The following is a 22,156-nucleotide window of genomic DNA, read 5'->3' as shown; positions in this document are numbered from 1 at the left end:
GCACCATGGGCGGACGAGCACAGCGCGAGGAGGCGCCCCATGAACGTGTCCGTCACCCCCGGCTCCCCGGTGTTCCCGGGCATCGACGCCGCCGCCCTGGACATCGACGTGTCCGCGGACGTGGCGGCCCTCTACTCGGACGGCATCACCGCGCGCAAGGGCGCCTTCACGCCCGAGTGGGCGGACCGCCTGGGCGAGGACGTGGCCAAGGCGTTCGAGGAGGCCCGCTCGCGGCCCGGCGGCGCGGTGGGACGCGGACCGAACCGGTACTACGTCGAGATCCACCCGGAGCAGATCAGGGGCTTCGTGGAACTGGTCGACCATCCCTGGGTGCGTTCCGTCTGCACCGCGACGCTCGGCCCCGACTACCGCGTCGTGGAGCTCGGCTTCGACGTCCCGCTGGAGGGTGCCGTCAACCAGCCCTGGCATCGTGACTTCCCCATGCCCGAGGAGACCCGCTGCGAGCGCCGCCTCACCTCGCTGGCCTTCAACGTGACCACGGTGGACACCGAGGAGGACATGGGCCCCTTCGAGATCGCCCCGGGCACCCAGTGGGACGACAGCGAGGAGTTCGCGCACGGCATGTTCCCGCCCAAGAAGGACTATGACCGGTATCTGGAGCGGGCCGTGCGCAAGTACCCGCGGCGCGGTGACATCTCCGCGCGCACGGCGCTGACCATTCACCGGGGCACCGCCAACCACTCCGCGAAGTCCCGCCCGGTGCTGGTCCTCGGCGTCGACGGACCGGAGGCGACCAACGGCGACCGGCACGACGCGGCCGTCACCCGCGCCTACTGGGACGCGCTTCCCGAGCGGGTGCGCCGGCACCTCGACTGCGCGGTCGTGGACGAACTGACGCCGGTGACGCAGCTGCACACCATCGAGGGCCTGGTCATGGGCGACGCCTGACACGGCCGCGGTGCCGCGCCCGGCGGGTGACCGGGCGCGGCACCGGGCGGGTACGGCGGGCTCAGGAAGCCGCCGCGGTGTAGGCGCCCGCGGCCTCCTTGCCGTAGTACGGGTGGTACTCGTGGTCGCCGACGCTGATGCTGATGTTCCCGATCTGCATGCCGCCGCCGCTGCCCGCGTCGAAAGCGGCCAGGAAGGGGCCGCCGCTGGAGCCGCCCGTCTGCACGCAGTCGATGCCCCAGACGCCGCCGCCGGCGTGTCCGCCCTGGAAGACCCCGGTGCCGGCGCACCAGTTCATCTGCTCACCGCCCCCCTCGGCCGCGGAGCCGCCGTAACCGAAGGACCGCACGTACTGTCCGGTCGCCTGGTCGAAGCCGATGCCCTGGCCGCCGACCGTGTCCACCAGTCTGCGGCCGTTCACGGTGCCGACGGTGACGAAGGCCGCGTCCCACGCCGCGTCGGAGTCGCCGATGCGCTGCGGCTCCCAGTGCAGCGAGGTCGCGGCGAAGGTGCCGAAGGGGCGGTTGCCGTGGTCGTAGCCGGGGATGAAGACCCAGTTCGTGTACGCGGTGCCGTCCGTGTCCACGACACAGTGCCCCGCCGTGGCCACCACGGACTTGTTGCCGCTGTTCACCGCGTCCCCACTGCACGCGTACGTGCCGCCGTTCTTGGGGTTGCTGAAGAACACCTTGCCCGCGGTGGTGGAGATCAGGCCGCCGCCGGTCCAGCGCTGCGGTGCGCTCGCCGCGAGGTGCGGCGCGGTGTCGGCGGCGGCCGGGACGGGGCCGCTCAGTGGCTGCGCGGCGGGGACCGAGCTCGGGTGCGCCCCACGGCGCTCGGGGGCGCGGGCGGGGTCGTGCCGTGCCGCGGTGGCCGGGGCGGTCGCGTCGAGGTCGACGGCGTGGGCCAGACGTTCGGGCGTCCAGAACTCCAGGGCGGCGCGCTGCTGTTCAGCCCCGACCCGGGCGGCGGAGGCGGGGGCGGTCCGTGCGGAAGCGGTGGGGGCGGCGCCCAGCGCCAGTGAGCCGAGGACGGCTCCCAGTGCGACGAGTCGTGCCGTGCGGCGGCGTGTTGACAACGTTGTCCTCCTCTGGTCCGACGGCCGGAGCCGGTGGGGATCGGAAGCGCATCGCGGAGGGATGCGGGGAGTCGGCGGGCCCGTCCGGCGGCAGGGAGCGTGCGAGTGGGGCTGCGTACGGACGGGCGGGGCCGATGAAGAGGAGCATGGACAGGGGACGTGCCCATGTCAACATCAGGTCCGGACCAGTATCACCATTGGCCGATTTCCGATCCCTGGGGCCGGAAGCGAGATCCCGGTCCGCTCGTGGACCCGGGGCTTTTGCCCCGCCCCCGTGTCACGAGGCGGGAGGCTTTTCCCCGCCCGGGTGCCGTACGACTTCCAGGAGGTCGTCGCGGTCGGCCAGCGTCTCCAGGGAGAGCGTGCGGTAGCCGTGGGTGTCGAAGAGGACCGTGATGCGGTCACCCTCCTCGCTGAGGACCGTGCCCTCGCCCCACCGCTCGTGCCGCACCTGGGCGCCGACCGGGTACTGGGCCGCGGCGGGGTGGGACGCGGGCGGCTCCTCGGCGTCGGTTCCCTCCCGCTCGGCCGCCTCGCAGACGTCGCAGTCGCCGCACGGCGCCTGGTACTCCTCGCCGAAGTAGCCGAGCAGGAAGCGGCGTCGGCACCCGGTGGTCTCGGCGTAGGCGCGGGCCATGGCGACGCGGGACCTGTCGGTGCGCCGGTGGGCCTCGGCCGTCTCCTCGGCCCGGGCCACGGCGGCGTCGGGCGGGGTGCCGGGGTCGGGGACCACCTCGCCGTCGGCGCCGGTGGTGACCGTGCCGGCCTCCTCGAGGAGGTTCACGGCGGTGGTGACGCGGTTCCTGGACAGCCCCGTGTCCGCGCGCAGTTCGCCCAGGTCCGCGGGGTCCCCGCCGTGCTCGTGGACGGCGTCGGCGACCTCGGCGAGGGTGTCGTGGCCGGGGGCGCGGCCGGCGAAGTACGTCTGCATGCCGGTGTCCTGCGGCCGGTAGTGCAGCGCGGCCAGGGCGGGCCGTCCGTCGCGGCCGCAGCGGCCGATCTCCTGGTAGTACGCGTCCAGGGACCCCGGCAGCGCCGCGTGCAGCACGAACCGCACGTCCTCCTTGTCGATGCCCATGCCGAAGGCGGAGGTCGCCACGACGACGTCGGCCTCGCCGGAGAGGAACGCGTCGTGGATACGGGCGCGTTCGGCGGCCTTCAGCCCGGCGTGGTACGCCTCGGCACTCAGGCCGAGCGCGGCCAGCTCCTCAGCGCAGCGCTCGGTGTCCTTGCGGGTGGCGGCGTAGACGAGCCCGGGCTTGGGCTGGGCGGCGGCCTGTTCGACGACGGCCCGGCGGCGGTCGTCCTCGTCCCGGTGGCGGGTGACCTCCAGCCGGATGTTGGGCCGGTCGAAGTCGGTGACCAGTTCGCGCGGCCGCTCCATGCCGAGGCGTTCGACGATCTCGCGGCGCACGGGCGGCGCGGCGGTCGCCGTGAGCGCCAGCAGCGGCGGCCGGCCGATCCGCCGCGCGGCCCGCTCCAGGCGCAGGTAGTCGGGGCGGAAGTCGTGGCCCCAGGAGGTGACGCACTGGGCCTCGTCGACGACGAGGAGCGCGGGGCGGACGGCGGCGAGCCGGTCGAGGACGTCGTCCTTGGCGAGCTGCTCCGGGGAGACGTAGACGAAGCGGGCCTCGCCCCGTTCGACCGCCTGCCAGGCCTCCTCGGTCCGCGCGGCGGTGAGGTCGGAGTTGACGGCGACGGCGCCGGTGCCCGCCGGCAGTCCCGCGATCTGGTCGCGCTGCAGCGCCAGCAGCGGCGAGACGACCACGACCGGGCCGTCCAGGAGGACGCCGGGCACCTGGTAGATCGCGGACTTCCCGGAGCCGGTCGGCATCACGACGAGGGTGTCGGTACCGGCCAGCACCGCCTCCATGGCGGTGAGCTGGGCGGGGTGGAGGCGGTCCCAGCCGAAGACGTCCGCGGCGGTGGCGCGCAGGCGGGCGGTGTCGTCGTCCGCCCGCGGTGGTCCGTTCCGGCCCATGGCCCGCTCCCTGGTGTCGCGCGTGCTTCGGCTCCGTGAGGGGGGTGGGGTACCCGGGGCGGCGCTCACCAGTCGTCCGCCCGGCCACCCGCCGCGCGGGTCAGCAGGGCGGCCGTGGTGTGCGGGTCGGCGTGCGGGAAGGCGTGGGCGCCGGGGAGGAGGACGGGCGTGCCGTGCGGGGCGCGGTCGGCCAGGGTGCGGATCCAGTCGGGCGGACTGAGCGCGTCGTGCTCGCCACCGGCCACGGTGACCGGGTGGGTGACCGTGGGCAGGGTGTCCTCGGGGGCGTCGGCCTGGGCCGAGCGGAGGTACCGCACGAGGCGGGGGACGCCGGCCCGGGCGTAGGAGGGCAGCAGCGTGGGCAGCACGGCGGGCGACTCCCACCAGGCGGTACGGGCGAACGCGCGCGCAAGCGGCAGCGGGCGCCTGAGCGCGGGCGGGAAGGTGGGGGCCAGCAGCACCAGGGCGTGCACCCGCTCCGGAGCCAGCGTGGCCGCGCGGAGCGCGACCTGGGCGCCGGTGGAGTGCCCGGCGAGCACGACGGGCGGCCCGGCGGTGCCGGTCAGCCACCGGGCCACCGTGGCGGCGAGCGGTGCCAGGGCCGAGGGGCAGACGGGGCCCCCGGGGTCGTCGTAGCCGGGGAGGTCCAGCAGCCGTACGGGGCCGTGGGCGGCGCAGCGGCGGGTGGTGCGCAGGAGGTAGCCGGGGGCGCCGAGGCCGGGGACGAGCACGATCAGTCGGCCGTCCGGACCCGGTCGGCCGGAGCCGAGGAGGTTCACGTCGGGTGTTGCTCGCCTACGGGGCTGCCACGAATGGTGCGTGGGCGGCTGCGGGGAGGTCGTGGCTGGTCGCGCCCGCGCGGCGGAGCCGCAGAGGGACACGCCCCGCGCCTCTGCCCTTGCGCGCCGCTTCGTCGACATTCCGCGACGGGTACCCCGCCTCCGGGCAGAAAAAAGAGCCCCGGCCGGACGGGGGAGGCCGGCCGGGGCTCGTTCAGGGTGACATACGGAGGGCGGTCGCCTCGCGGCGAATGGCTCCATGGGGCTTCAGCCGAACGATCTTCCCCATGGGCGGAGGGTGAGGCCCGGGGACACTGTTCCCTCCGCAGTCACGTAGGTAGGAACGGCCGTGGACGCGGGTTTGTTCCACCGCTTGCCACCCTGGGAGGTGAGCTGAACCACAGCACCTTGTGCGGGCGCGAGGCCGGGTGAAGACGCGGCTCCCCCGCACACCGTTTCGCCCCGTCCCCGCGCCGTCGCTTAGGTTGGTGGGCGAATGTGCGGGTGAGAAGGCGAGAGGGCGGATGTCAGGCGTGCCGGGCGGTGCCTACGAGCGCATGCTGTCGCTGGCGGTGGCGGCGCTGCACGAGCGCGATCCCGACCAGATGTGGCCCCTGGTGGCCGGGACACTGCCCGGGCTGTGCGGTGGCGAATCCCTGATCTACAAGCTCGGCGAGTGGGACGGCACGGAAGGGGAGATCGGCCTCCCGGCCGCCCTGCCGCCCGAGTCGCTCGGCGTGGACGCCCTGACACTGCTGCGCGAGGGGTACCCCTTCGCGCAGCACTACGGGACCGGCGCGGACCGGACGCCGGTGACCGCGCACCGGGCCGCCGGGCGTGCCTGGTCCGCCTCGCCGACGGCGGACATGCTCGGCCGGGTCATGGACGCCGACCACGTCCTGGGCATTCCCCTGCCCCGGCCGGCCGCCCCCGTCACCGGCTGCCTCCTCTACCGCCCGGGCGCGGACTTCACCGAGGACGAGCTGCGGCTCGCGGAGCAGATCCAGCCCCTGCTCGCGGCGGTCGAGGAGCAGCGCAGACTGCTGGGCCGCTGGCGCGCGACCACGGTCGGGGGCGAGCAGCCCACGGACGCCGGACGGCCGTCACGCGCCGCCGCGTACGAGAACCGGACCGCCGCCCACGAGGACCGCTCCCCCGCCCTCGAGGACCTGACCGCCGAGTGCCGCCTCACCCCCCGCGAGGTCACCGTCCTGCTGCTGCTCGCCGAGGCGCTGACCGCGGACGCGATCGGCCGCCGGCTCGGCATCTCCCCCCGTACCGTGCACAAGCACGTCGAGAACCTGTACCGCAAGCTCGGCACCCGGGACCGCGTCGACACCGTCCTCAGGGCGCAGCGCCTCGGTCTGCTGCCGGTGCCCGCCCCCGGCGCCTGAGGCCCCGAACCGCCCGCGTTGCCTCGTCCCCCGACTCTGCCAGGCCCCGCCGTCCGGCGCCCATACGCACTTCTACGCATGGCGCACGGCGTCCGCGCCGGTCATGGTGGTGCCCTTGCCAGGACCCGCTACGGGGGGCGGGTCCTGGACGAAGTCATGTCCGGGGGGGGGCCGCCGGCGGTGACTCATGTCGGCCCCGCGGCCGGGCCGCACACCCGCTCAGCCCTCACACGCCTCACGCCCCGCGCGCCTCACTCGTGCTGTCCCGTTCGATCAGGCGTGGCACCGGCACCTGCACCGTCCGCGCCGGGCCGCCGTCCAGCAGGGCCATCAGCTCGCCCGCGGCGGTGCGGCCGAAGCCGACGGTGTCGCGGGACAGGGCCGACAGCCAGGGCTTGACCAGTCGGCAGAGGGCGGAGTCCTCCCAGGACACCACCGAGAGGTCCGCCGGCACGGCGAAGCCCCGTTCCGTGGCGGCGGCGAGCCCGGCGACGGCCATCACGTCGTTGTCGTAGACGAGCGCGGTCGGGGGCGCCGCGGCGGCCAGCACGCGGCGGGTGGCGGCGGCGCTCTCCGCGTCGGAGTAGTCGGTGGTGACGGAGTGGACCTCGGCCGCCGGGCCGTGCCGCGCGGCCTCGGTGCGCAGGGCCCGCATCCGGCGCTCGGTGTGGGCGAGCTGGGGCAGCCCGGCGATGTGCACGATGCGCCGGTGCCCGAGCGCGTACAGCCGGTCCACCAGCGCGGCCATCGCGCCCGCGTCGTCGGCCCACACCGTGGAGGTGCCCGGCCGGCGGGCGTCGGGGCCGCCGCCGATCACCACGGCGGGCAGGCCGAGTTCGCCGAGGAGGTCGGGCCGGGGGTCGTCGGCGCGCGGGTCGACCACCAGCACGCCGTCCACCCGGTGCTCGGCCCACCAGCGGCGGTAGACCGCGCACTCGTCCTCGACGCTCTCCACCACCTGGAACAGCAGCCCGAGATGACGCTCGGCCAGGACCTCCTGGATGCCCGAGATGAGCTGCAGGAAGAACGAGTCGACGCCGAGTGTGTCGGCGGGGCGGGCCACGACGAAGCCGACGGTGGCCGCGCCCTCCCCGGAGAGCTGACGGGCGGCCGTACTGGGCCGCCAGCCGAGCTGCTCCGCGACCCGGCGCACCCGTTCGCGGGTGACCTCCGAGACTCCGGGGCGTCCGTTGAGCGCGAAGGAGACCGCGCTCTCGGAGACCCCCGCGCGCCGCGCGATGTCCTTCATCGTCGGCCGGCGCGCCGGTGACCGTCTGGCCGGCATCGGTGCCACTCCCTCTCGCCCGGGTCGGAGAACTTTTCGGAGAACGGTTCGGAGAACCTGCCGCGCAACATACAACACCCCGGCGGAACTAATGCGCTTCAGCGATCAAGGCTAAAGCGCATTAGCGATCTCCCGCAAGGGCGCACCCGCAAACCGCTGACCTGCGTGGACGGGCTACTAATGCATTTAGCTCGGCCTAATCCATTGACGCGGCTCGGCGGTGCGCGGCAGGGTCGCTGCCGTCACCTTTTCCGACACCGCAAGGGAGCCGTGTCACCGTGCCCCTCTCCCGCAGAGCCCTCGCCGCCGCTGCCGCCGTCGCCGTCGTCCTGCCGCTGAGTGCCTGCGGCTCCGGGGACGACTCAGGCGGTTCGACCGACGCCTCCGGAAAGGTCGAGGGCGACATCACGTTCCAGACCTGGAACCTCCGGGCCAACTTCAAGTCGTACTTCGAGGGACTGATCTCCGACTTCGAGAAGAAGTACCCGGGCACCCATGTGAAGTGGGTGGACCAGCCCGCCGAGGGCTACGCCGACAAGATCAGCGCGGACGCGGCCGGCGGCACCCTGCCCGATGTCGTCAACGTCTCCCCCGACCTGGTCGCCCCGCTCGCCAAGGCCGGTCTCGCGCTCGACCTGGACAAGGCCGCGTCGAAGTACAAGAAGGAGTACCTGTCCGGCGCCTGGGCGAGCCACCAGATCCCGGGCATGAACGGCACGTACGCCTTCCCCTGGTACCTCAACACCGGCCCGCTCTTCTACAACAAGGCGCTGTTCGAGAAGGCCGGCCTCGACCCGGACCAGCCGCCGAAGACGTACGACGAACTCTTCGCCGACGCGCTGAAGATCTCCGACAAGACCGACGGCAAGGTCGCCACCCTCGCCAACGTGCCCACCATCGAGGACTTCGGCCGGTACGGGGTCCCGCTGATGAACAAGGAGGGCACCGGGTTCACCTTCAACGACGCCAAGGGAGTCGAACTCCTCACCAAGTACAAGGAGCTGTACGACGCCAAGGCCCTCGACTCGCAGGCCCTGACCGCCACCCCCGAGTCGTCGGGCCGGAAGTTCCTCACCGAGGCCGTCGCCATGAACCCCGGCAGCGCCCTGGACCTCGGCAACTTCAAGAAGCAGGCGCCGCACTTGTACAAGAACATCGGCATCACCGACCAGATCACCAGCACCGGCCACGTCAACATGTACGTGATGGGCGTGATGGTGAACTCGAAGACCGAGCACACGCCGGCCTCGGTGGCCTTCGCGCACTACGTCACCGACGCCGAGCACCAGATGTCGTTCGCCAAGAAGGTCGCCATCTTCCCCAGCACCGCGGGCTCCCTGGAGGACCCGTACTTCACCAAGGAGGACGGCACCGACGTAACGCGGGTGCGGGTGGCCTCCGCCAAGTCGCTGAAGACCGCGGTGAACTACACGCCGGTGCTGTTCAGCGACCAGATGAAGACGGAGCTGGGCAACTCGGTGGCCAGGGCGCTGCAGGGCAAGCAGAGCCCCAAGGAGGCACTGGACGACGCCGTGAAGGCCTGCGACCGGCTGCTCCAGCAGCAGGGCTGAGGCACCCGATGGCCACCTCCACCGTCATCCGCCCCCGGCGCCCGGACCGCCGTCCGGGTCCGCTGGGGCGCCTGGGCCGGCTGGCCCGCCCCGGCGGTCCGGACGGCCGGACACCGCGCCCGGCGGTCCGGGTGCGGCGCCAACTGGCCACCAGCCCCTGGCTGTTCGCCGCACCCGGGCTGCTCGTCACCGCCGTCTTCATCCTGTACCCGTTCGTCTCCACGGTGCTCAACTCCTTCACCGACCGCCGCACCCTGGTCCCCGGACACTTCGTCGGGCTCGCCAACTTCCGTGAGCTGCTGCACGACGACATGTTCTGGATCGGGCTGCGCAACAGCACGCTGTACGTCCTCGGTGTCGTACCGGCACTGGTGATCCTGCCGTTGCTGCTCGCGCTGCTGGTCCAGCGGAACATCCCCGGCATCGCCTTCTTCCGGTCCGCCTTCTACACCCCGGTCGTCGCCTCGATCGTCGTGGTGGGGCTGATCTGGGTGTGGCTGCTGGACGAGCGCGGACTGGTCAACTCGCTCCTCGAAACGGTCGGGGTGGGCAAGGTCGGCTTCCTCAGCGACCAGTGGCTGCTGCTGCTCAGCGCGATGACGGTCACCGTGTGGAAGGGCCTCGGCTACTACATGATCATCTATCTCGCGGCGCTCGCCAACGTGCCGCGCGAACTGCACGAGGCCGCCGCGGTGGACGGCGCGGGCGCGGTGCGCCGCTTCCTCACCGTCACGGTGCCTGCCCTGCGCTCCACGATGGTGCTGGTGGGCGCGCTCTCCTCGGTCGCCGCCTTCAAGGTGTTCTCCGAGGTGTATCTGATGGCGGGCCCCAACGGCGGCCCGGCGGGCGAGGACACCACCCTGGTCATGCTGGTGCAGCGCACCGGCACGGGCCTCACCGGCCGGGTCGGCTACGCCTCCGCCCTCTCACTGGTCGTCTTCGTCGTCGCCGTCGTCCTGATGCTGCTGGTGCTGCGCGCCGACCGGAGGGAGGAGACATGAGCACCGTCGAGAAGCCGCCCGCCCCGGTCCGTGAGCGCCGCCGGATCACCGACGAGCACGGCCGCCGGGTCCGCGGCTGGGAACTGGCCCTGCGCTACGTGCTGCTGCTCGCCGTACTGGCGCTGACCATCGGCCCGTTCCTGTGGCAGCTGTCCACGTCCCTCAAGGGGCCGACGGAGGACATCTTCACCTCCCCGCCGAAGTTTTTGCCCGGCGATCCCACCCTGCACAACTACGCGCGGGTCGCGGACACCATCCCGGTCTGGGACTACGTCCTGAACTCCCTGAAGGTGGCCGCCGCCAACGTCGTCACCAACTGCGTCGGTTCGGCGCTCGCGGGCTACGCGCTGGCCCGGCTGCGCTACCGGGGCCGACGGGCCGCCACGCTGGTGTTCATCCTGGCCATGCTCGTGCCCGCGGAGGGCATCATCATCGCCCAGTTCACGACCATGCGGGAACTCAACCTGAACAACACGCTCCTCGGCGTCGTCCTGCCCGGCTCCATCGGTGCGCTCAACGTGCTGCTGATGCGCAACGCCTTCCTCAACCTGCCGTTCGAGATCGAGGAGGCGGCATACGTCGACGGCGCCAACGTCTGGCAGCGGTTCTGGCGGGTGGCGCTGCCCTCGGTGCGGGGCACCCTGGCCGTCGTCGCGATCTTCGCGTTCATGTTCTCCTGGGACGACTTCCTCTGGCCGCTCATCGTGCTCAGCGATCCGTCCAAGTTCACCCTGACCATCGGCCTGAACTATCTGCACGGCACCTTCGCCAACGACGAACGCCTCGTCGCGGCCGGCACCATCATCGCCGTGGCCCCGCTGATCGTCCTGTTCGCCTGTCTCCAGCGGTACTTCTTCCGCGGCGTCGGCGAGGGCGCCGTCAAGGGCTGACCTCCCACCTCCGCGCACTCCTTCCGCCTCCCCCGCGTCCAAGGACACGTATGCCTGTGCCTGCTGCCGTGCGCTTCGGCGTCAACTACACCCCGAGTGAAGGGTGGTTCCACCACTGGCTCGACTTCGACCTGGACTCCGTACGGGCGGACCTGGACTCCGTCGCGGCGCTCGGCGCCGACCACATCCGGGTGTTCCCGCTCTGGCCCTACTTCCAGCCCAACCGCACCCTGATCCGCCCCCGTGCCGTCGAGGACCTGGTACGGCTGGTGGACGCGGCCACCGAGCGCGGACTCGACGTCAACGTGGACGGTTTGCAGGGGCACTTGAGCAGCTTCGACTACCTCCCGGCCTGGACCCGCACCTGGCACCGGCGCAACCTGTTCACCGACCCCGAGGTGCTCGACGGCCAGGCGGCCTATCTGCGCACCCTCGCCGCCGCCCTCGCCGGCCGGCCGGGCTTCCTCGGCATGACGCTGGGCAACGAGGTCAACCAGTTCTCCGCCGGACCGCACCCCGACCCGGACCGCGCCACCTCCGAGCAGATCGACGCCTGGCTGACGCGCATGCTCGCCGCCTGCGCGGAGGGCGCCCCCGGGGCGCTGCATCTGCACGCCGAGTACGACGCCACCTGGTACCAGGACGACATGCCGTTCACCCCCGCCCAGGCGGCCCGGCACGGCGCCATGACCGCCGTGCACTCCTGGGTCTTCGACGGCACCGCCCAGCGCCACGGCCGCGCCTCGGTGCCCACCGAGCACCACGCCGCCTATCTCATCGAGCTGAGCAAGGCGTGGGCCGACGACGTGCGGCGGCCGGTGTGGCTCCAGGAGGTCGGCGCACCCGCCCCGCTCGTCCCCGCCGAGCACGCGGCGGCCTTCACGGAGGCGACGATCGCCGCCGCCCTGGACTGCCCCGGGCTGTGGGGCGTCACCTGGTGGTGCTCGCACGACGTCTCCCGGGACCTCGCCGACTTCCCCGAACTCGAGTACGGGCTCGGCCTGTTGACCAACGACCGGCGGCCGAAGCCGAGCGCGGAGGTGTTCGCCCGCGCGGTCCGGGAGCACACGTACGCCCCGAAGCCGCGCACCACGGCCCTGGTCGTCCCGGCCGATCCCGCCGCCCGTTCCCGGTGCGCGCCGGGCGGTGCCGTGTTCGAGGCGTTCTTCCGGCTGACCGCCGACGGCGCCCGCCCGACCACCGTGCTCGACAGCCGTGCGGACGACGCGGACCATCTCGCCGCGCGCGGCATCACCGAGGTCGTCACGCCCGACGAGGTGCTCCCCCAGCCGTAGAGCCCCATGAGGTACTCCCCCACCCCCGAGGAGGAACCGCCCGTGACCCCCACCAGACGCACCGTCCTGCTCACCGGTGCCGCCACCGCGACCACCGCCCTGCTGCCACTACCGTCGGTCCCGGCAGCCGCCGACGCCCCCATGGCCTCCGGTACCCTCCCCGCCGCCACCCCGCCCCTCGCCTCGTACTGGTTCCCGGACTCGCTGCCCTCCGGCGAGCCCGGCGCCGGGATCACCTGGCGGAGCCTCCGCGACTGGAGCGCCGACGACGACCCCGACCTGGCGTTCAACGCCTCCACCGTGCCGCTCGCGCCCCGTTTCACCCCCGCCCCGGTCAACGGCACCGCCCGCGCCGGGCAGGCCCGCATCCAGTCCCTGGTCTCCTTCGGGCCCACCTCGGGCAACCCCTCGCAGGGCTCCGCCACCGCCGACACTTACGCGCTCACCCACTGGGCGTACCTCGACGAGCTGGTGTTCTGGGGCGGCTCGGCGGGCGAGGGGCTGATCCTCGCGCCGAACGCGCCGATCGTGGACGCCGCCCACCGCCACGGCGTGCGCGTCCTCGGCAACGTCTTCCTGCCGCCCGTCGCCTACGGCGGACAACTGCGGTGGACCCGCGACCTGGTGCGGACGGATGCCGACGGGCACCACCCGCTCGCCGAGCGACTGGTCGCGGTGGCCGCCGCGTACGGCTTCGACGGCTGGTTCGTCAACGCCGAGACCGGCGGCGGGGACGCCGCGCTCGGTGCCGCCATGCTCGGCTTCGTCACGGAGTTGAAGGCCCGCGCGGCGGCCCGGGGGCAGCGGGTGACCTGGTACGACGCCATGACGGTGAACGGCTCGGTGAGCTGGCAGGGGACACTGAACAGCAGCAACGAGGCGTTTTTCGAGACGGCCGACGACATGTTCGTGGACTTCCGCTGGTCGGCGTCCTCCCTCGCCTCCTCCGGGCAGCTCGCCGAGCGGCTGGGCCGGGACCGCTACGAGTTGTGGGCCGGGGTGGACGTCGAGTCCAGCGGCTGGAACCGCTCGGTGAACTGGGACGCGATCGTCCCGTCGGACGCCCCGCACGTCACCTCGCTCGGCTTCTACCGGCCCGAGTGGACCCGCAACCACCTGCCCGCCGGGCACACCCCGGCAGACTTCCACGCCGCCGACGACCGCTTCTGGACCGGCCGTTCCCTCGACCCGGCCCACCCGGACACCACGGACCCCTGGCGTGCCCCGGCGCTGTCCGTCGCCGACCGCTCGACGGTGACCTCGGTGCCGTTCGCGAGCACCTTCAACACCGGGCATGGACTGCGCTGGTACGAGGAGGGCCGGGTCGCCTCGGACGCGCCCTGGAACCACCTGGGGCTCCAGGACCGGCTGCCGTCCCGGCGCTGGGTGGTGCGCACCGACGGGCAGCGCCCCGCGGTCGCCTTCGACTTCGCGGACGCCTGGCGGGGCGGCAGCAGCGTCCTGGTCTCCGGGACGCTCACCGCGCCCGTCACCCTCGATCTGTACGCGACGCGGCTGCCGCTGCGCGGCGGCACGGTCGTCGAGCTGACCTACCGGGACGACGGCGGGGCGGCGACCGGTGTGGAGCTGGCGGTGGCCACCGCCGAGCCGGCGGCCGGGGCGGCACCCCCGTACACGTATCTGCCGGTACGGCACCACCGGCGGGCCGCGGGCGGCTGGCGGACCGCCACCGTACGGCTGCCCGGGCACTCCGGGACGGTGCACGCGCTCGGCGTCCGGCTCACCGCGGCCGACGGGTCACCGCTCGTCTGGCGGCTGGGCGGCCTCGCCGTACGGCACGGTGACCGGCCCGCCGCCCGGCCCAAGCCGCCCACCGGACTGCGGATCACCGCGGCCTCGGGCGGCGACCTGCGGTTCGCCTGGCGGCCGGCGCGCGGGCAGGTGCGGCAGTACGCCCTGCACCGGGTGCTGCCCGACGGCACCCGGCGGTTCCTCGGCGGCACCTGCCAGCACGCGTTCTTCGTGCCCGGGCTCGCACCGGCGGAGGGGGAGCGGAGGGCACGGTTCGAGGTGCGTACGGTGGGGGAGGTCTACACCACATCGTCCCCGGCCCACGTCACCCACACCTGGTGACCCGCACTTGTTTGTCCAGACCCATGGAGAGCAACACGCATGCATGACGACCGCAGCCTCGTGGAAGCCCGCCTCAAGCGTGTCCTCGAGGAACGCATCCGTCCCGCCGTGTATCCCGAGTCCGTACCGCTCGAGGTGGCGGTGTGGCACGCGCCCGGCGAGCCGGTACCGGTGGCCGAAGGGCTCGCCGCCGAGCCGGAGCCGATCGAGGTGGGCGCCCGCTGGGGGGCGCCCTGGGGCACCAGCTGGTTCCGGGTGACCGGCACCGTCCCCGAGGCGTGGGCCGGGCGGACCGTGGAGGCCCTGCTCGACCTCGGCTTCGACGAGAACATGCCCGGCTTCCAGTGCGAGGGCCTGGTGTACCGGCCCGACGGCACGCCGGTGAAGGGGCTCAACCCCCGCAACCAGTGGGTGCGCGTCGGTGCGCCCGTCGCCGGCGGCGAGGAGGTGCGCCTGCACGTCGAGGCCGCCTCCAACCCCGTCATCCTCGACTACCACCCCTTCCTGCCCACGCGGCTCGGCGACAAGGAGACGGCGGGCAGCGAGCCGCAGTACACGCTGACCCGGATGGATCTCGCCGTCTTCGACGAGACGGTGTGGCAGCTGGTGCTCGACCTGGAGGTGCTCGGCGAGCTGATGGCCGAGCTGCCGGTGGAGTCCGCCCGCCGCTGGGACATCCTGCGCGCGGTCGAGAAGGCCCTGGACGCCGTCGACCTCCAGGACGTGAACGGCACGGCCGGGCGGGCCCGGGAGCGGCTCACCGAGGTGCTCTCCTCCCCCGCCGTGCCCTCCGCGCACCGCATCAGCGCGGTCGGCCACGCGCACATCGACTCGGCGTGGCTGTGGCCCCTGCGCGAGACGGTGCGCAAGGTGGCCCGTACGACGGCCAACATGACCTCGCTCCTGGAGGAGGAGCCGGACTTCGTCTTCGCCATGTCGCAGGCGCAGCAGTGGGCCTGGGTGAAGGAGCACCGGCCCGAGGTGTGGGCACGGGTGAAGAAGGCGGTGGCGGACGGCCGGTTCGTGCCGGCCGGCGGGATGTGGGTGGAGTCGGACACCAACATGCCCGGTTCGGAGGCGATGGCCCGGCAGTTCGTGCACGGCAAGCGGTTCTTCCTCGACGAGTTCGGCATCGAGAACGAGGAGGCGTGGCTGCCGGACACCTTCGGCTTCGCCGCCGGGCTGCCGCAGATCATCAAGGCGGCCGGGTCGAAATGGCTGCTCACGCAGAAGATCTCCTGGTCGCGGACGAACAAGTTCCCCCACCACACCTTCCAGTGGGAGGGCATCGACGGCACCCGGATCTTCACCCACTTCCCGCCCGTCGACACCTACAACTGCTCGATGCGCGGCAGCGAGATCGCCCACGCGGCCCGCAACTTCAAGGACAAGGGGGCCGCCCGGCACTCGCTCGCCCCCACCGGCTGGGGTGACGGGGGCGGCGGCACCACCCGCGAGATGGTCGCCAAGGCGGCCCGGATGCGGAACCTGGAGGGCTCGGCGACCGTCGCCTGGGAGACGCCGGAGACGTTCTTCCGCAAGGCGGAGGCCGAGTACTCCGAACCCCCCGTGTGGGTGGGCGAGTTGTACCTGGAGCTGCACCGGGCGACGCTCACCAGCCAGGCGCGCACCAAGCAGGGCAACCGGCGCAGCGAGCACCTGCTGCGCGAGGCGGAACTGTGGGCGGCGACGGCGGCCGTGCGCACCGGATGCGCCTACCCCCACGAGGAGTTGGACCGGATCTGGAAGACGGTGCTGCTGCACCAGTTCCACGACATCCTGCCCGGCTCGTCCATCGCCTGGGTGCATCGCGAGGCACGCGCCACGTACGAGCGGCTGGAGCGCGAGCTGACCGCGATCATCGAGGCGGCGCAGACGGCACTGGCCGGCAGCGGTGACGCGGAGCTGGTGTTCAACGCGGCCCCGCACGCCCGCCGCGGCATCCCGGCGGGCGGCGCCGGCGCGGTCACCGCCGACGGGAGCACGGCGCTTCAGCCGCGCGCCGAGGGCGGGTTCGTGCTGGACAACGGGCTGCTGCGGATCGAGGTGGACGCGCGCGGCCTGGTGCCCTCCGTGTACGACCTGGCGGCGGACCGGGAGACGGTCGCCCCGGGCCGGCCGGCCAACCTGCTGCAGCTGCACCCCGACTTCCCCAACATGTGGGACGCGTGGGACGTGGACGAGTTCTACCGCAACACGGTCACCGACCTGACCGACGTGGAGGAGGTGAGCGCGGGCGCGGACGGGGCGTCCGTGCGGGTCGTACGGTCCTTCGGCGGCTCCCGGGTCGTCCAGGTGCTGTCGCTGGCGCCGGGCGAGCGGCGCCTGGTGGTGGACACGGAGGTGGACTGGCACGAGACGGAGAAGTTCCTCAAGCTGGCCTTCCCGCTCGACGTGCACGCCGAACGGTACGCGTCCGAGACGCAGTTCGGGCACTTCCACCGGCCGACGCACACCAACACCAGCTGGGAGGCGGCCAAGTTCGAGGCGTGCAACCACCGGTTCGTGCACGTGGCGGAGCCCGGGTGGGGCGTGGCGGTCGTCACCGACTCGACGTACGGGCACGACGTGTCCCGTGCGGTACGGCGGGACGGCGGGCGCGGTGCCACCACCACGGTCCGCGTGTCGCTGCTGCGCGCCCCGCGCTTTCCCGACCCGGAGACCGACCAGGGTGTGCACCGCTTCCGGCACGCGCTGGTGCCGGGCGCGGAGATCGGGGACGCGGTGCGCGAGGGCTGGCGGGTCAACCTGCCGGAGCGGCGGGTGACGGGCGCGGGTCCGGTGGCGCCGCTGGTGTCGGTCGCGGAGGACGCGGTGGTCGTCACCGCGGTCAAGCTGGCCGACGACGGCAGCGGTGACGTGGTGGTCCGCTTCCACGAGGCCCACGGCGGCCGCGCCACGGCGACGCTCACGCCGGACTTCGAGGTGGCGTCGGCGACGGTCACCGACCTGCTGGAGCGGGCGCTGCCGGACGCGCCGGCGCCGCGGTCGGAGGACGGCCGGCTCGTCCTGCCGCTGGGGCCGTTCGAGCTGGTGACGCTGCGGCTGAAGCGGGCGTAAGGAGGGGCGAGCGCGGTCCCCGCGCCCGTGACGGGGCGCGGGGACCGTGCCCCGTCACGTCCCCTCGCCCCACAGCCCCGCGCTGTCACACACCTTCGCCCCCATGTTCCGCTCCATCATCCGCAGCGCCGCCCGCGCGAGGTCCTCGTGGATGTGGGCGACCGCGTCACGCGGAACGACCACCTCCAGATGACGGATGTGCGCGTCCAGCGCCGAATACAGCACGCACTGCTCGGTGACCTGGCCGCAGAGCACGAGCCGGTCGATGCCCTGCTGGTTCAGCAGATAGCCGAGCGGGGTCTCGAAGAAGATCGAGTGGCGGGCCTTGACGACGAAGAGCGAGGCGTCGTCGGGCCGCACCGGCTCGACGAGGTCGGCGTGCGGCCCGGCGAGCGCCTTGTCGAGGAGTTCGCCGTGGTGCGAGCGCCACTCGCCGAAGTTGTCGTTGACGTAGATCACGGGCGCACCGGCGGCGCGGGCCCGGTCGAGCAGTCCGGCGACGACCGGCACGACCGTCTTCACCGACGGCAGGAGCAGGTCGGCGTCGTCGTGATCGTAGGTGTTGATCATGTCGATGACGACGAGTGCGGTGGTGCCCATGCGCACCAGTCTCCCTCCGCCGCGCCCCCACGTCTCGTCGGCCTCCGCCGGGCGCCGGGGTCGCCCGGCCCGCGCCCGGTGTGCCCGCCCCGCCCCGGGGGCCCCGGCTCAGTGCCCGGAGCCGTAGTGGCCGCCGAGCTGGTCGCGGTAGCGGGGGTCGCCGAGGTGCTTGTCCTCGTCGAACTCGGGGGCGGCCTTGATCTGCTCCTTGGTGCGGCCGACGTGCACGGTGCGGTCCTCGTTGCGGATGCTCGTGACCACGCCCGCGGGCAGCAGCACCTTCTTCCCGAAGATCCAGACGCCGGTGTCGACCACGAGGTACTGCGAGTCGACGTCGGCGGAGTGCTTGTCGACCTTGCCGATGTGGCCGTCGGTCGCCTCGACGCGGTAGCCGGACAGATCGTCGTCCGGGGTGTGCCCGGCCGTGGGGGCGTACTGCCAGATGCCTTCTGTCACCGTGACCTCCGTGGGGTGTCGGCTGTGCGGGCGCGCGGCCGGTGTGCGACCGCGCCGCCGGGCCGACTGCCCCGGAACGGGGGTTCCATTCCCCCAGGTGGGCGTCCCGGAGGGGCGGCGGGCCCGGTCAGCGGGCGGCGCCCACGGGGGCGTCGAGGAGCTGGCGCAGGGGGCCCGGCGGGAGCAGGTCCCACAGGTGGCGCAGGTCGTGCCGGGCCGCCGCGGCGAGGGGGTCGCCCTCGTGGTCCCGGCCGTCGAGGAAGTCGCGCAGGGCGAGGTCGCCGCCCCGGGCCATGGTGTACGGCGGCACGGAGTGGCGGGTGAGGACCAGCGCGCCGGGTTCCTCGGCCCCGGTGGAACGCGCGAACCAGCGGCGTACGTCGTGGAAGTGGCGTTCCTGGAGGCTGCCGACGTCGATCACCGCGGGGTCGGCGGGGGCGGGGGTGCCGTGCGTCAGGGTGAGCGGTACGGGTGCCCGGTCGTGCGGGCGGTCGTGCACGAGGACGTGCGCCGCCGCGTACCGCAGGGTCTGCTCCGCGTGGACGGCGCCGCCCTTGCCGTCCAGCCTGTCGAGGACGAGGGCGCGCCGGTCGGGCGGGAGTGCGGCCACGAGGTCGGTGAGCGCGCCCAGCACCGGGGGTGGCGCCGAGGTGCCGTAGACGCTGTGGTCGACCGGGCCCACGAAGGACAGCAGGCGTCGCAGGCAGTGGCCGAGCAGTGCGGTCTGCTCGGCCACGGTCTCCTCGGCGAGCGCGTTGAGCCGGCCGCCCAGGGTGCCGGCGAGGACCACCTGGACGTGGCAGCCGCGGTGGCCGGCGGCGGCGAGCCGGGCGGCCATGCGGACGGCCGGCAGCACGTAACTCAGCGCCCGCAGCGGGACCTGCGTGCTGGCGCCGTAGACCACCCGCAGGACCAGCGGGGCGCGGGCCGCCGCCCCGGCCGCCCGCAGCAGCGGCCGCACCCCGTGCCGGGGCAGGCCCTGGACGTAGCCGGTGCGCCGGGCCTCCGGCCCGATCACCGCGTTCAGCACCCGGGGTCGGGTCCGGTTGAGTTCGGCGGTCTCCTCGGCCGACGGGGCGAGGGCGGGGCCGGGGGTGTCGCGCAGCAGGCGCCGGGCGTCCCCCTCGGCCAGCGGTCTGGCCTCGTTGTCGTGTCCCAGGACCGGAACCCCCCGCAGGATCGCGGCGAGGAGGTTCTCCTGTTTCTTCCCCAGGGGCGGCGCCGCCCCTTCGGACACATCGAGCATGGCACCGTACATTTCTTCGAGCGGTCCTGACGGACCATCAGTTGCTGCGCCGGATTCTGCCACGCCCGTCGCCCGCCGCAGTGCCAGACTGGTACGTGAAGCCGGTGCGCCTGCCGATCTACGGGGGAAGTGGTGTCCGTGTACCGCTATGCCGTCAGCTATTTGCGCGGCCGGGACGAGGCCTGGGTCGCCCGTTTCCTGTACGAGCTGCGCAGACGGCTGGACGCCTCCAAGGGCCCGCGGTTCACCCGTGTCCCGGCGCCGGCCCCGCAGGACGCGCGGCACACGCCGCCTGCCGAGTCGCCCGGCGTGGCCACCGCCGACGTCGTGCTGGCCCTGTGCAGCCCCGCCTACTTCAGCGAGGGCCCCGCCGACCAGGACTGGGCGGTCCTCGCGCACCGCCAGACGCTGGGCCAGGCCCGTACCGGCACCGCGCCCCGCACGGCGCTGCCGCTGCTGTGGGAGCCGGTCCCGCAGCGGCTGCCGGAACCGGTGGCGGCGGCCGACGTCTTCACGGCCGGACAGCCGCCGGAGTACCGCTCGCTGGGGCTCGCCCTGCTCACGATGCAGGCGCCCCGGTACCGCGCGGCCCTGGACGAGGTCCTCGCGACGATCGTCGCACACATGAACGAGGCGGTCAGGAGCGGTACGACGGCGCCCGCACTGCGGGACCGGTCGGCGGGTGAGCCGCCCCGCGCCCTCGCCGTGGACGACGCCGTGTTCACCGAGGAGTTCCGCAAACACCTGGCACCGGCCGTGCCCGCGCCCCGGATCCCGCGCACCCTGGTGGCGGGCGACGGCACGGACGAGACCGTGCCCGCCGAACTGCTGCCCGAACTGGGCCGGCGGCTGCTCCTGGTCGGGCCGCTGGGCGCGGGCCACAGCACCGAACTGGCCCGGCTGGCCGGGCAGGCCCTGGACGCCGTCCCGCACACCGCGGCCGGCGCCGACCGGGCGCCCTGGGGCTGCCGGATCCCGTTCGTGCTCTCCGCGCGCTCGGGGGCGCTCCCGGACCTGGACGGGCTGGTGCCGGCCCTCGCCCCGGGCGCCGCCGCCCGGGAGCCCGCCGGCTGGGCGGCCCGCCAACTGCGCGCCGGGCACGCCTTCGTGGCCGTCGACGACCTCGACGCGGTGCCCTCACGCAACCGCACCGCCGTCTGGGAGTCCCTGCTGCGCCTGCTGCGCGCCCACCCCGAGGCCCCGTGCGTCATCGCCACCAACGGGGCCACCGTGCCCTGGGAGCGGCTGGGTTCGGAGTTCCGCACCGTCCGGCTGCGCGCGCTGGCCCCCGCGGGCGTCCGGGCCCTGCTCGACACCCTCGCCGACGGCGAGCGGCGGCTGTCGGGCGCGCTGACCCGGCGGCTGGACGAGGACCCGGTGCTGTCCGGCGTCGCGGGGCGCCCGGCGGCCACCGCGGCGATCTGGCGGGCCTCCCGCGCGCACACCCCGCCGGGGCCTCCCCCGCGCCACCAGCTGCTGCGGGCCGGGATCTCCGCCGGGTGGCGCCGGGCCCGGCCGGAGCCCGGCGGGGTGCCCCCGGTCCGGGAGGACGGGGCGGCGGTGCCCGACAGCGTGCTGCGCACGGCCTGCGGCAGCCTGGCCGTCGCCACCCTCGACATGGACGGCGCCCGTATCCCGCTGCGCACGGCGCTGGACGCGCTGCGCGATCGCGGCACCCGCGCGGCCGGTGCCGCTCCGGCGCCCGACCGGCTCCTCGCCGCCCTCGCGGACCGTACGGGCACGCTCTACCAACCCGGGCCCGACACGGTCGCCTTCTCCGACCCGGCGGTCCGTACGTTCCTGGCGGCCCACCACCTCGCCGGCGTCGAACCCGCGGACGCCGCACGCCTGCTGGCCCGCTCCGGCTCCTCCGAACTGGAGGCTCTGCTGGGCGAATTGCGGGCGGCGCGGGACCGCAAGGAGCCGCGCGGCATCCTGACCGACGGCCACCGCCCGCTCCGCCGGCTGCCCGCGGCACGGCCGGTGGCACCCGCCCCGGCGCGGCGTGCCGTCGTCCGCTCGGCCGGGGAACTGCGGGCGCTGACCGGGGCCGGATGTCCCGAACTGTGGTGCGAGGGAGCGGTGGAGGGCCTGGACGAGATGCTGCCGCACCTGCCCGGACTGCGCACCCTGGTCCTCGCCGACGACCCCGCCCGCACCGCGCTCCCCCCGCTGGACGCCTGCCCCTCCCTGCGCGCCCTGCGGGTGGTGCGCTGCCCGGCCCTGACCGACCTCTCGGCCCTCGTCTCCTCCACGGTCATGTTCCTCACCGTCGACCCGTGGCCGGAGGGTCCGATACCGGAGGGTCTGTACGACATGCCGTGGCTCAGCCAGGTCGATCTGGTGTCACCGGGAGCGCGCCCGTCCGCGCGCGCCGGGGCGCACGCCGCCCCCCGGCCGGGCGGTGTGCCCAGGCAGGGGGCGGTGTTCCCCGGCGTGCGGGTGGTGCGCCCGGGCCGGGCCCGCGGAGGCAATCTTCAGCACTGACAGGGGTGTCGGCTACCCTCGTCGAGGGAG

Annotated in this window: 16 protein-coding genes; 9 read left to right on the top strand and 7 right to left on the bottom strand. The window is 73.8% G+C overall.

The genetic code is table 11. The features are described 5' to 3' along the window. The first annotated feature begins 39 nt into the window (after positions 1 to 39). Positions 40 to 909: a phytanoyl-CoA dioxygenase family protein gene (locus OIE12_RS31290; protein ID WP_329141212.1), complete on the top strand. Its 870-nt coding sequence runs from the start codon at positions 40 to 42 to the stop codon at positions 907 to 909. Positions 910 to 970: 61 nt separating this feature from the next. Here OIE12_RS31290 and OIE12_RS31285 read toward each other — a convergent pair whose 3' ends face one another. From OIE12_RS31285 to OIE12_RS31275, 3 genes are all read right to left on the bottom strand, one after another. Further along, positions 971 to 1,987 carry a trypsin-like serine peptidase gene (locus tag OIE12_RS31285; protein ID WP_329141210.1) on the bottom strand — a complete coding sequence of 339 codons (1,017 nt, stop codon included), beginning with the start codon at positions 1,985 to 1,987 and terminating at the stop codon, positions 971 to 973. Between the two features lie 277 nt (positions 1,988 to 2,264). Further along, the gene (locus OIE12_RS31280) at positions 2,265 to 3,968 is read right to left on the bottom strand and encodes a RecQ family ATP-dependent DNA helicase (RefSeq protein WP_329141209.1); all 1,704 of its coding nucleotides are present in this window, start codon (positions 3,966 to 3,968) and stop codon (positions 2,265 to 2,267) included. A 65-nt stretch (positions 3,969 to 4,033) separates the two neighbouring features. Next, positions 4,034 to 4,747: an alpha/beta fold hydrolase gene (locus OIE12_RS31275; RefSeq protein ID WP_329141207.1), complete on the bottom strand. Its 714-nt coding sequence runs from the start codon at positions 4,745 to 4,747 to the stop codon at positions 4,034 to 4,036. A gap of 524 nt (positions 4,748 to 5,271) precedes the next feature. On the opposite strand from OIE12_RS31275, the gene OIE12_RS31270 reads away from it, so the two are divergent. Beyond that, the gene (locus OIE12_RS31270; RefSeq protein WP_329141205.1) at positions 5,272 to 6,141 is read left to right on the top strand and encodes a helix-turn-helix transcriptional regulator; all 870 of its coding nucleotides are present in this window, start codon (positions 5,272 to 5,274) and stop codon (positions 6,139 to 6,141) included. Between the two features lie 235 nt (positions 6,142 to 6,376). Here the strand turns inward: OIE12_RS31270 and OIE12_RS31265 are convergent, their stop codons facing one another. Continuing rightward, positions 6,377 to 7,426, bottom strand: a complete 1,050-nt coding sequence (locus OIE12_RS31265) for a LacI family DNA-binding transcriptional regulator (protein WP_329141204.1) — start codon at positions 7,424 to 7,426, stop codon at positions 6,377 to 6,379. Positions 7,427 to 7,704: 278 nt separating this feature from the next. Between OIE12_RS31265 and OIE12_RS31260 the strand changes: the two genes are divergently transcribed. The 6 genes from OIE12_RS31260 to OIE12_RS31235 all read left to right on the top strand — a co-directional run bounded on the left by OIE12_RS31260 (position 7,705) and on the right by OIE12_RS31235 (position 17,337). Then, positions 7,705 to 8,997, top strand: coding sequence for an ABC transporter substrate-binding protein (locus OIE12_RS31260; protein WP_329141202.1), 1,293 nt, complete (start codon positions 7,705 to 7,707; stop codon positions 8,995 to 8,997). 8 nt (positions 8,998 to 9,005) lie between these two features. Further along, complete coding sequence (locus OIE12_RS31255) at positions 9,006 to 9,998, top strand: carbohydrate ABC transporter permease (RefSeq protein ID WP_329141200.1); 993 nt, start codon at positions 9,006 to 9,008, stop codon at positions 9,996 to 9,998. Then, on the top strand, positions 9,995 to 10,888 hold the full coding sequence (locus OIE12_RS31250; protein ID WP_329141198.1) for a carbohydrate ABC transporter permease: 894 nt from the start codon (positions 9,995 to 9,997) through the stop codon (positions 10,886 to 10,888). The genes OIE12_RS31255 and OIE12_RS31250 overlap by 4 nt, the downstream gene beginning before the upstream one ends. Before the next feature lie 68 nt (positions 10,889 to 10,956). Beyond that, a complete protein-coding gene (locus OIE12_RS31245; protein ID WP_329142335.1) occupies positions 10,957 to 12,183 on the top strand; it encodes a glycoside hydrolase 5 family protein in 1,227 nt (408 codons plus the stop codon). A gap of 42 nt (positions 12,184 to 12,225) precedes the next feature. Then, positions 12,226 to 14,277 carry an endo-beta-N-acetylglucosaminidase gene (locus tag OIE12_RS31240; RefSeq protein WP_329141196.1) on the top strand — a complete coding sequence of 684 codons (2,052 nt, stop codon included), beginning with the start codon at positions 12,226 to 12,228 and terminating at the stop codon, positions 14,275 to 14,277. Positions 14,278 to 14,316: 39 nt separating this feature from the next. Next, positions 14,317 to 17,337, top strand: a complete 3,021-nt coding sequence (locus OIE12_RS31235) for an alpha-mannosidase (protein ID WP_329141194.1) — start codon at positions 14,317 to 14,319, stop codon at positions 17,335 to 17,337. A gap of 54 nt (positions 17,338 to 17,391) precedes the next feature. On the opposite strand, the gene OIE12_RS31230 is transcribed toward OIE12_RS31235, so the two are convergent. From OIE12_RS31230 to OIE12_RS31220, 3 genes are all read right to left on the bottom strand, one after another. Then, entirely contained in the window at positions 17,392 to 17,937 is a 546-nt protein-coding gene (locus tag OIE12_RS31230; protein ID WP_329141192.1) for an isochorismatase family cysteine hydrolase, read from the bottom strand. A 108-nt stretch (positions 17,938 to 18,045) separates the two neighbouring features. Then, the gene (locus OIE12_RS31225) at positions 18,046 to 18,393 is read right to left on the bottom strand and encodes a PRC-barrel domain containing protein (protein WP_329141190.1); all 348 of its coding nucleotides are present in this window, start codon (positions 18,391 to 18,393) and stop codon (positions 18,046 to 18,048) included. A 127-nt stretch (positions 18,394 to 18,520) separates the two neighbouring features. Further along, positions 18,521 to 19,639 (bottom strand): hypothetical protein, encoded by a 1,119-nt coding sequence (locus OIE12_RS31220; protein WP_329141188.1) that lies wholly within the window; start codon positions 19,637 to 19,639, stop codon positions 18,521 to 18,523. 138 nt (positions 19,640 to 19,777) lie between these two features. Here OIE12_RS31220 and OIE12_RS31215 point away from each other — a divergent pair, with 138 nt between their 5' ends. Beyond that, positions 19,778 to 22,126 (top strand): large ATP-binding protein, encoded by a 2,349-nt coding sequence (locus OIE12_RS31215; RefSeq protein WP_329141187.1) that lies wholly within the window; start codon positions 19,778 to 19,780, stop codon positions 22,124 to 22,126. Positions 22,127 to 22,156 lie beyond the last annotated feature (30 nt).

It is taken from the genome of Streptomyces sp. NBC_00670 (assembly GCF_036226765.1).
GTDB lineage: Bacteria > Actinomycetota > Actinomycetes > Streptomycetales > Streptomycetaceae > Streptomyces.
This window is presented reverse-complemented; position numbering and strand designations above follow the sequence as displayed.

Coding starts and splice junctions, on each gene's coding strand:
- OIE12_RS31230 (WP_329141192.1), bottom strand. CDS start 17,937: ATGGGCACCACCGCACTCGTCGTCATCGACATGATCAACACCTACGAT.
- OIE12_RS31255 (WP_329141200.1), top strand. CDS start 9,006: ATGGCCACCTCCACCGTCATCCGCCCCCGGCGCCCGGACCGCCGTCCG.
- OIE12_RS31250 (WP_329141198.1), top strand. CDS start 9,995: ATGAGCACCGTCGAGAAGCCGCCCGCCCCGGTCCGTGAGCGCCGCCGG.
- OIE12_RS31280 (WP_329141209.1), bottom strand. CDS start 3,968: ATGGGCCGGAACGGACCACCGCGGGCGGACGACGACACCGCCCGCCTG.
- OIE12_RS31220 (WP_329141188.1), bottom strand. CDS start 19,639: ATGCTCGATGTGTCCGAAGGGGCGGCGCCGCCCCTGGGGAAGAAACAG.
- OIE12_RS31270 (WP_329141205.1), top strand. CDS start 5,272: ATGTCAGGCGTGCCGGGCGGTGCCTACGAGCGCATGCTGTCGCTGGCG.
- OIE12_RS31290 (WP_329141212.1), top strand. CDS start 40: ATGAACGTGTCCGTCACCCCCGGCTCCCCGGTGTTCCCGGGCATCGAC.
- OIE12_RS31235 (WP_329141194.1), top strand. CDS start 14,317: ATGCATGACGACCGCAGCCTCGTGGAAGCCCGCCTCAAGCGTGTCCTC.
- OIE12_RS31265 (WP_329141204.1), bottom strand. CDS start 7,426: ATGCCGGCCAGACGGTCACCGGCGCGCCGGCCGACGATGAAGGACATC.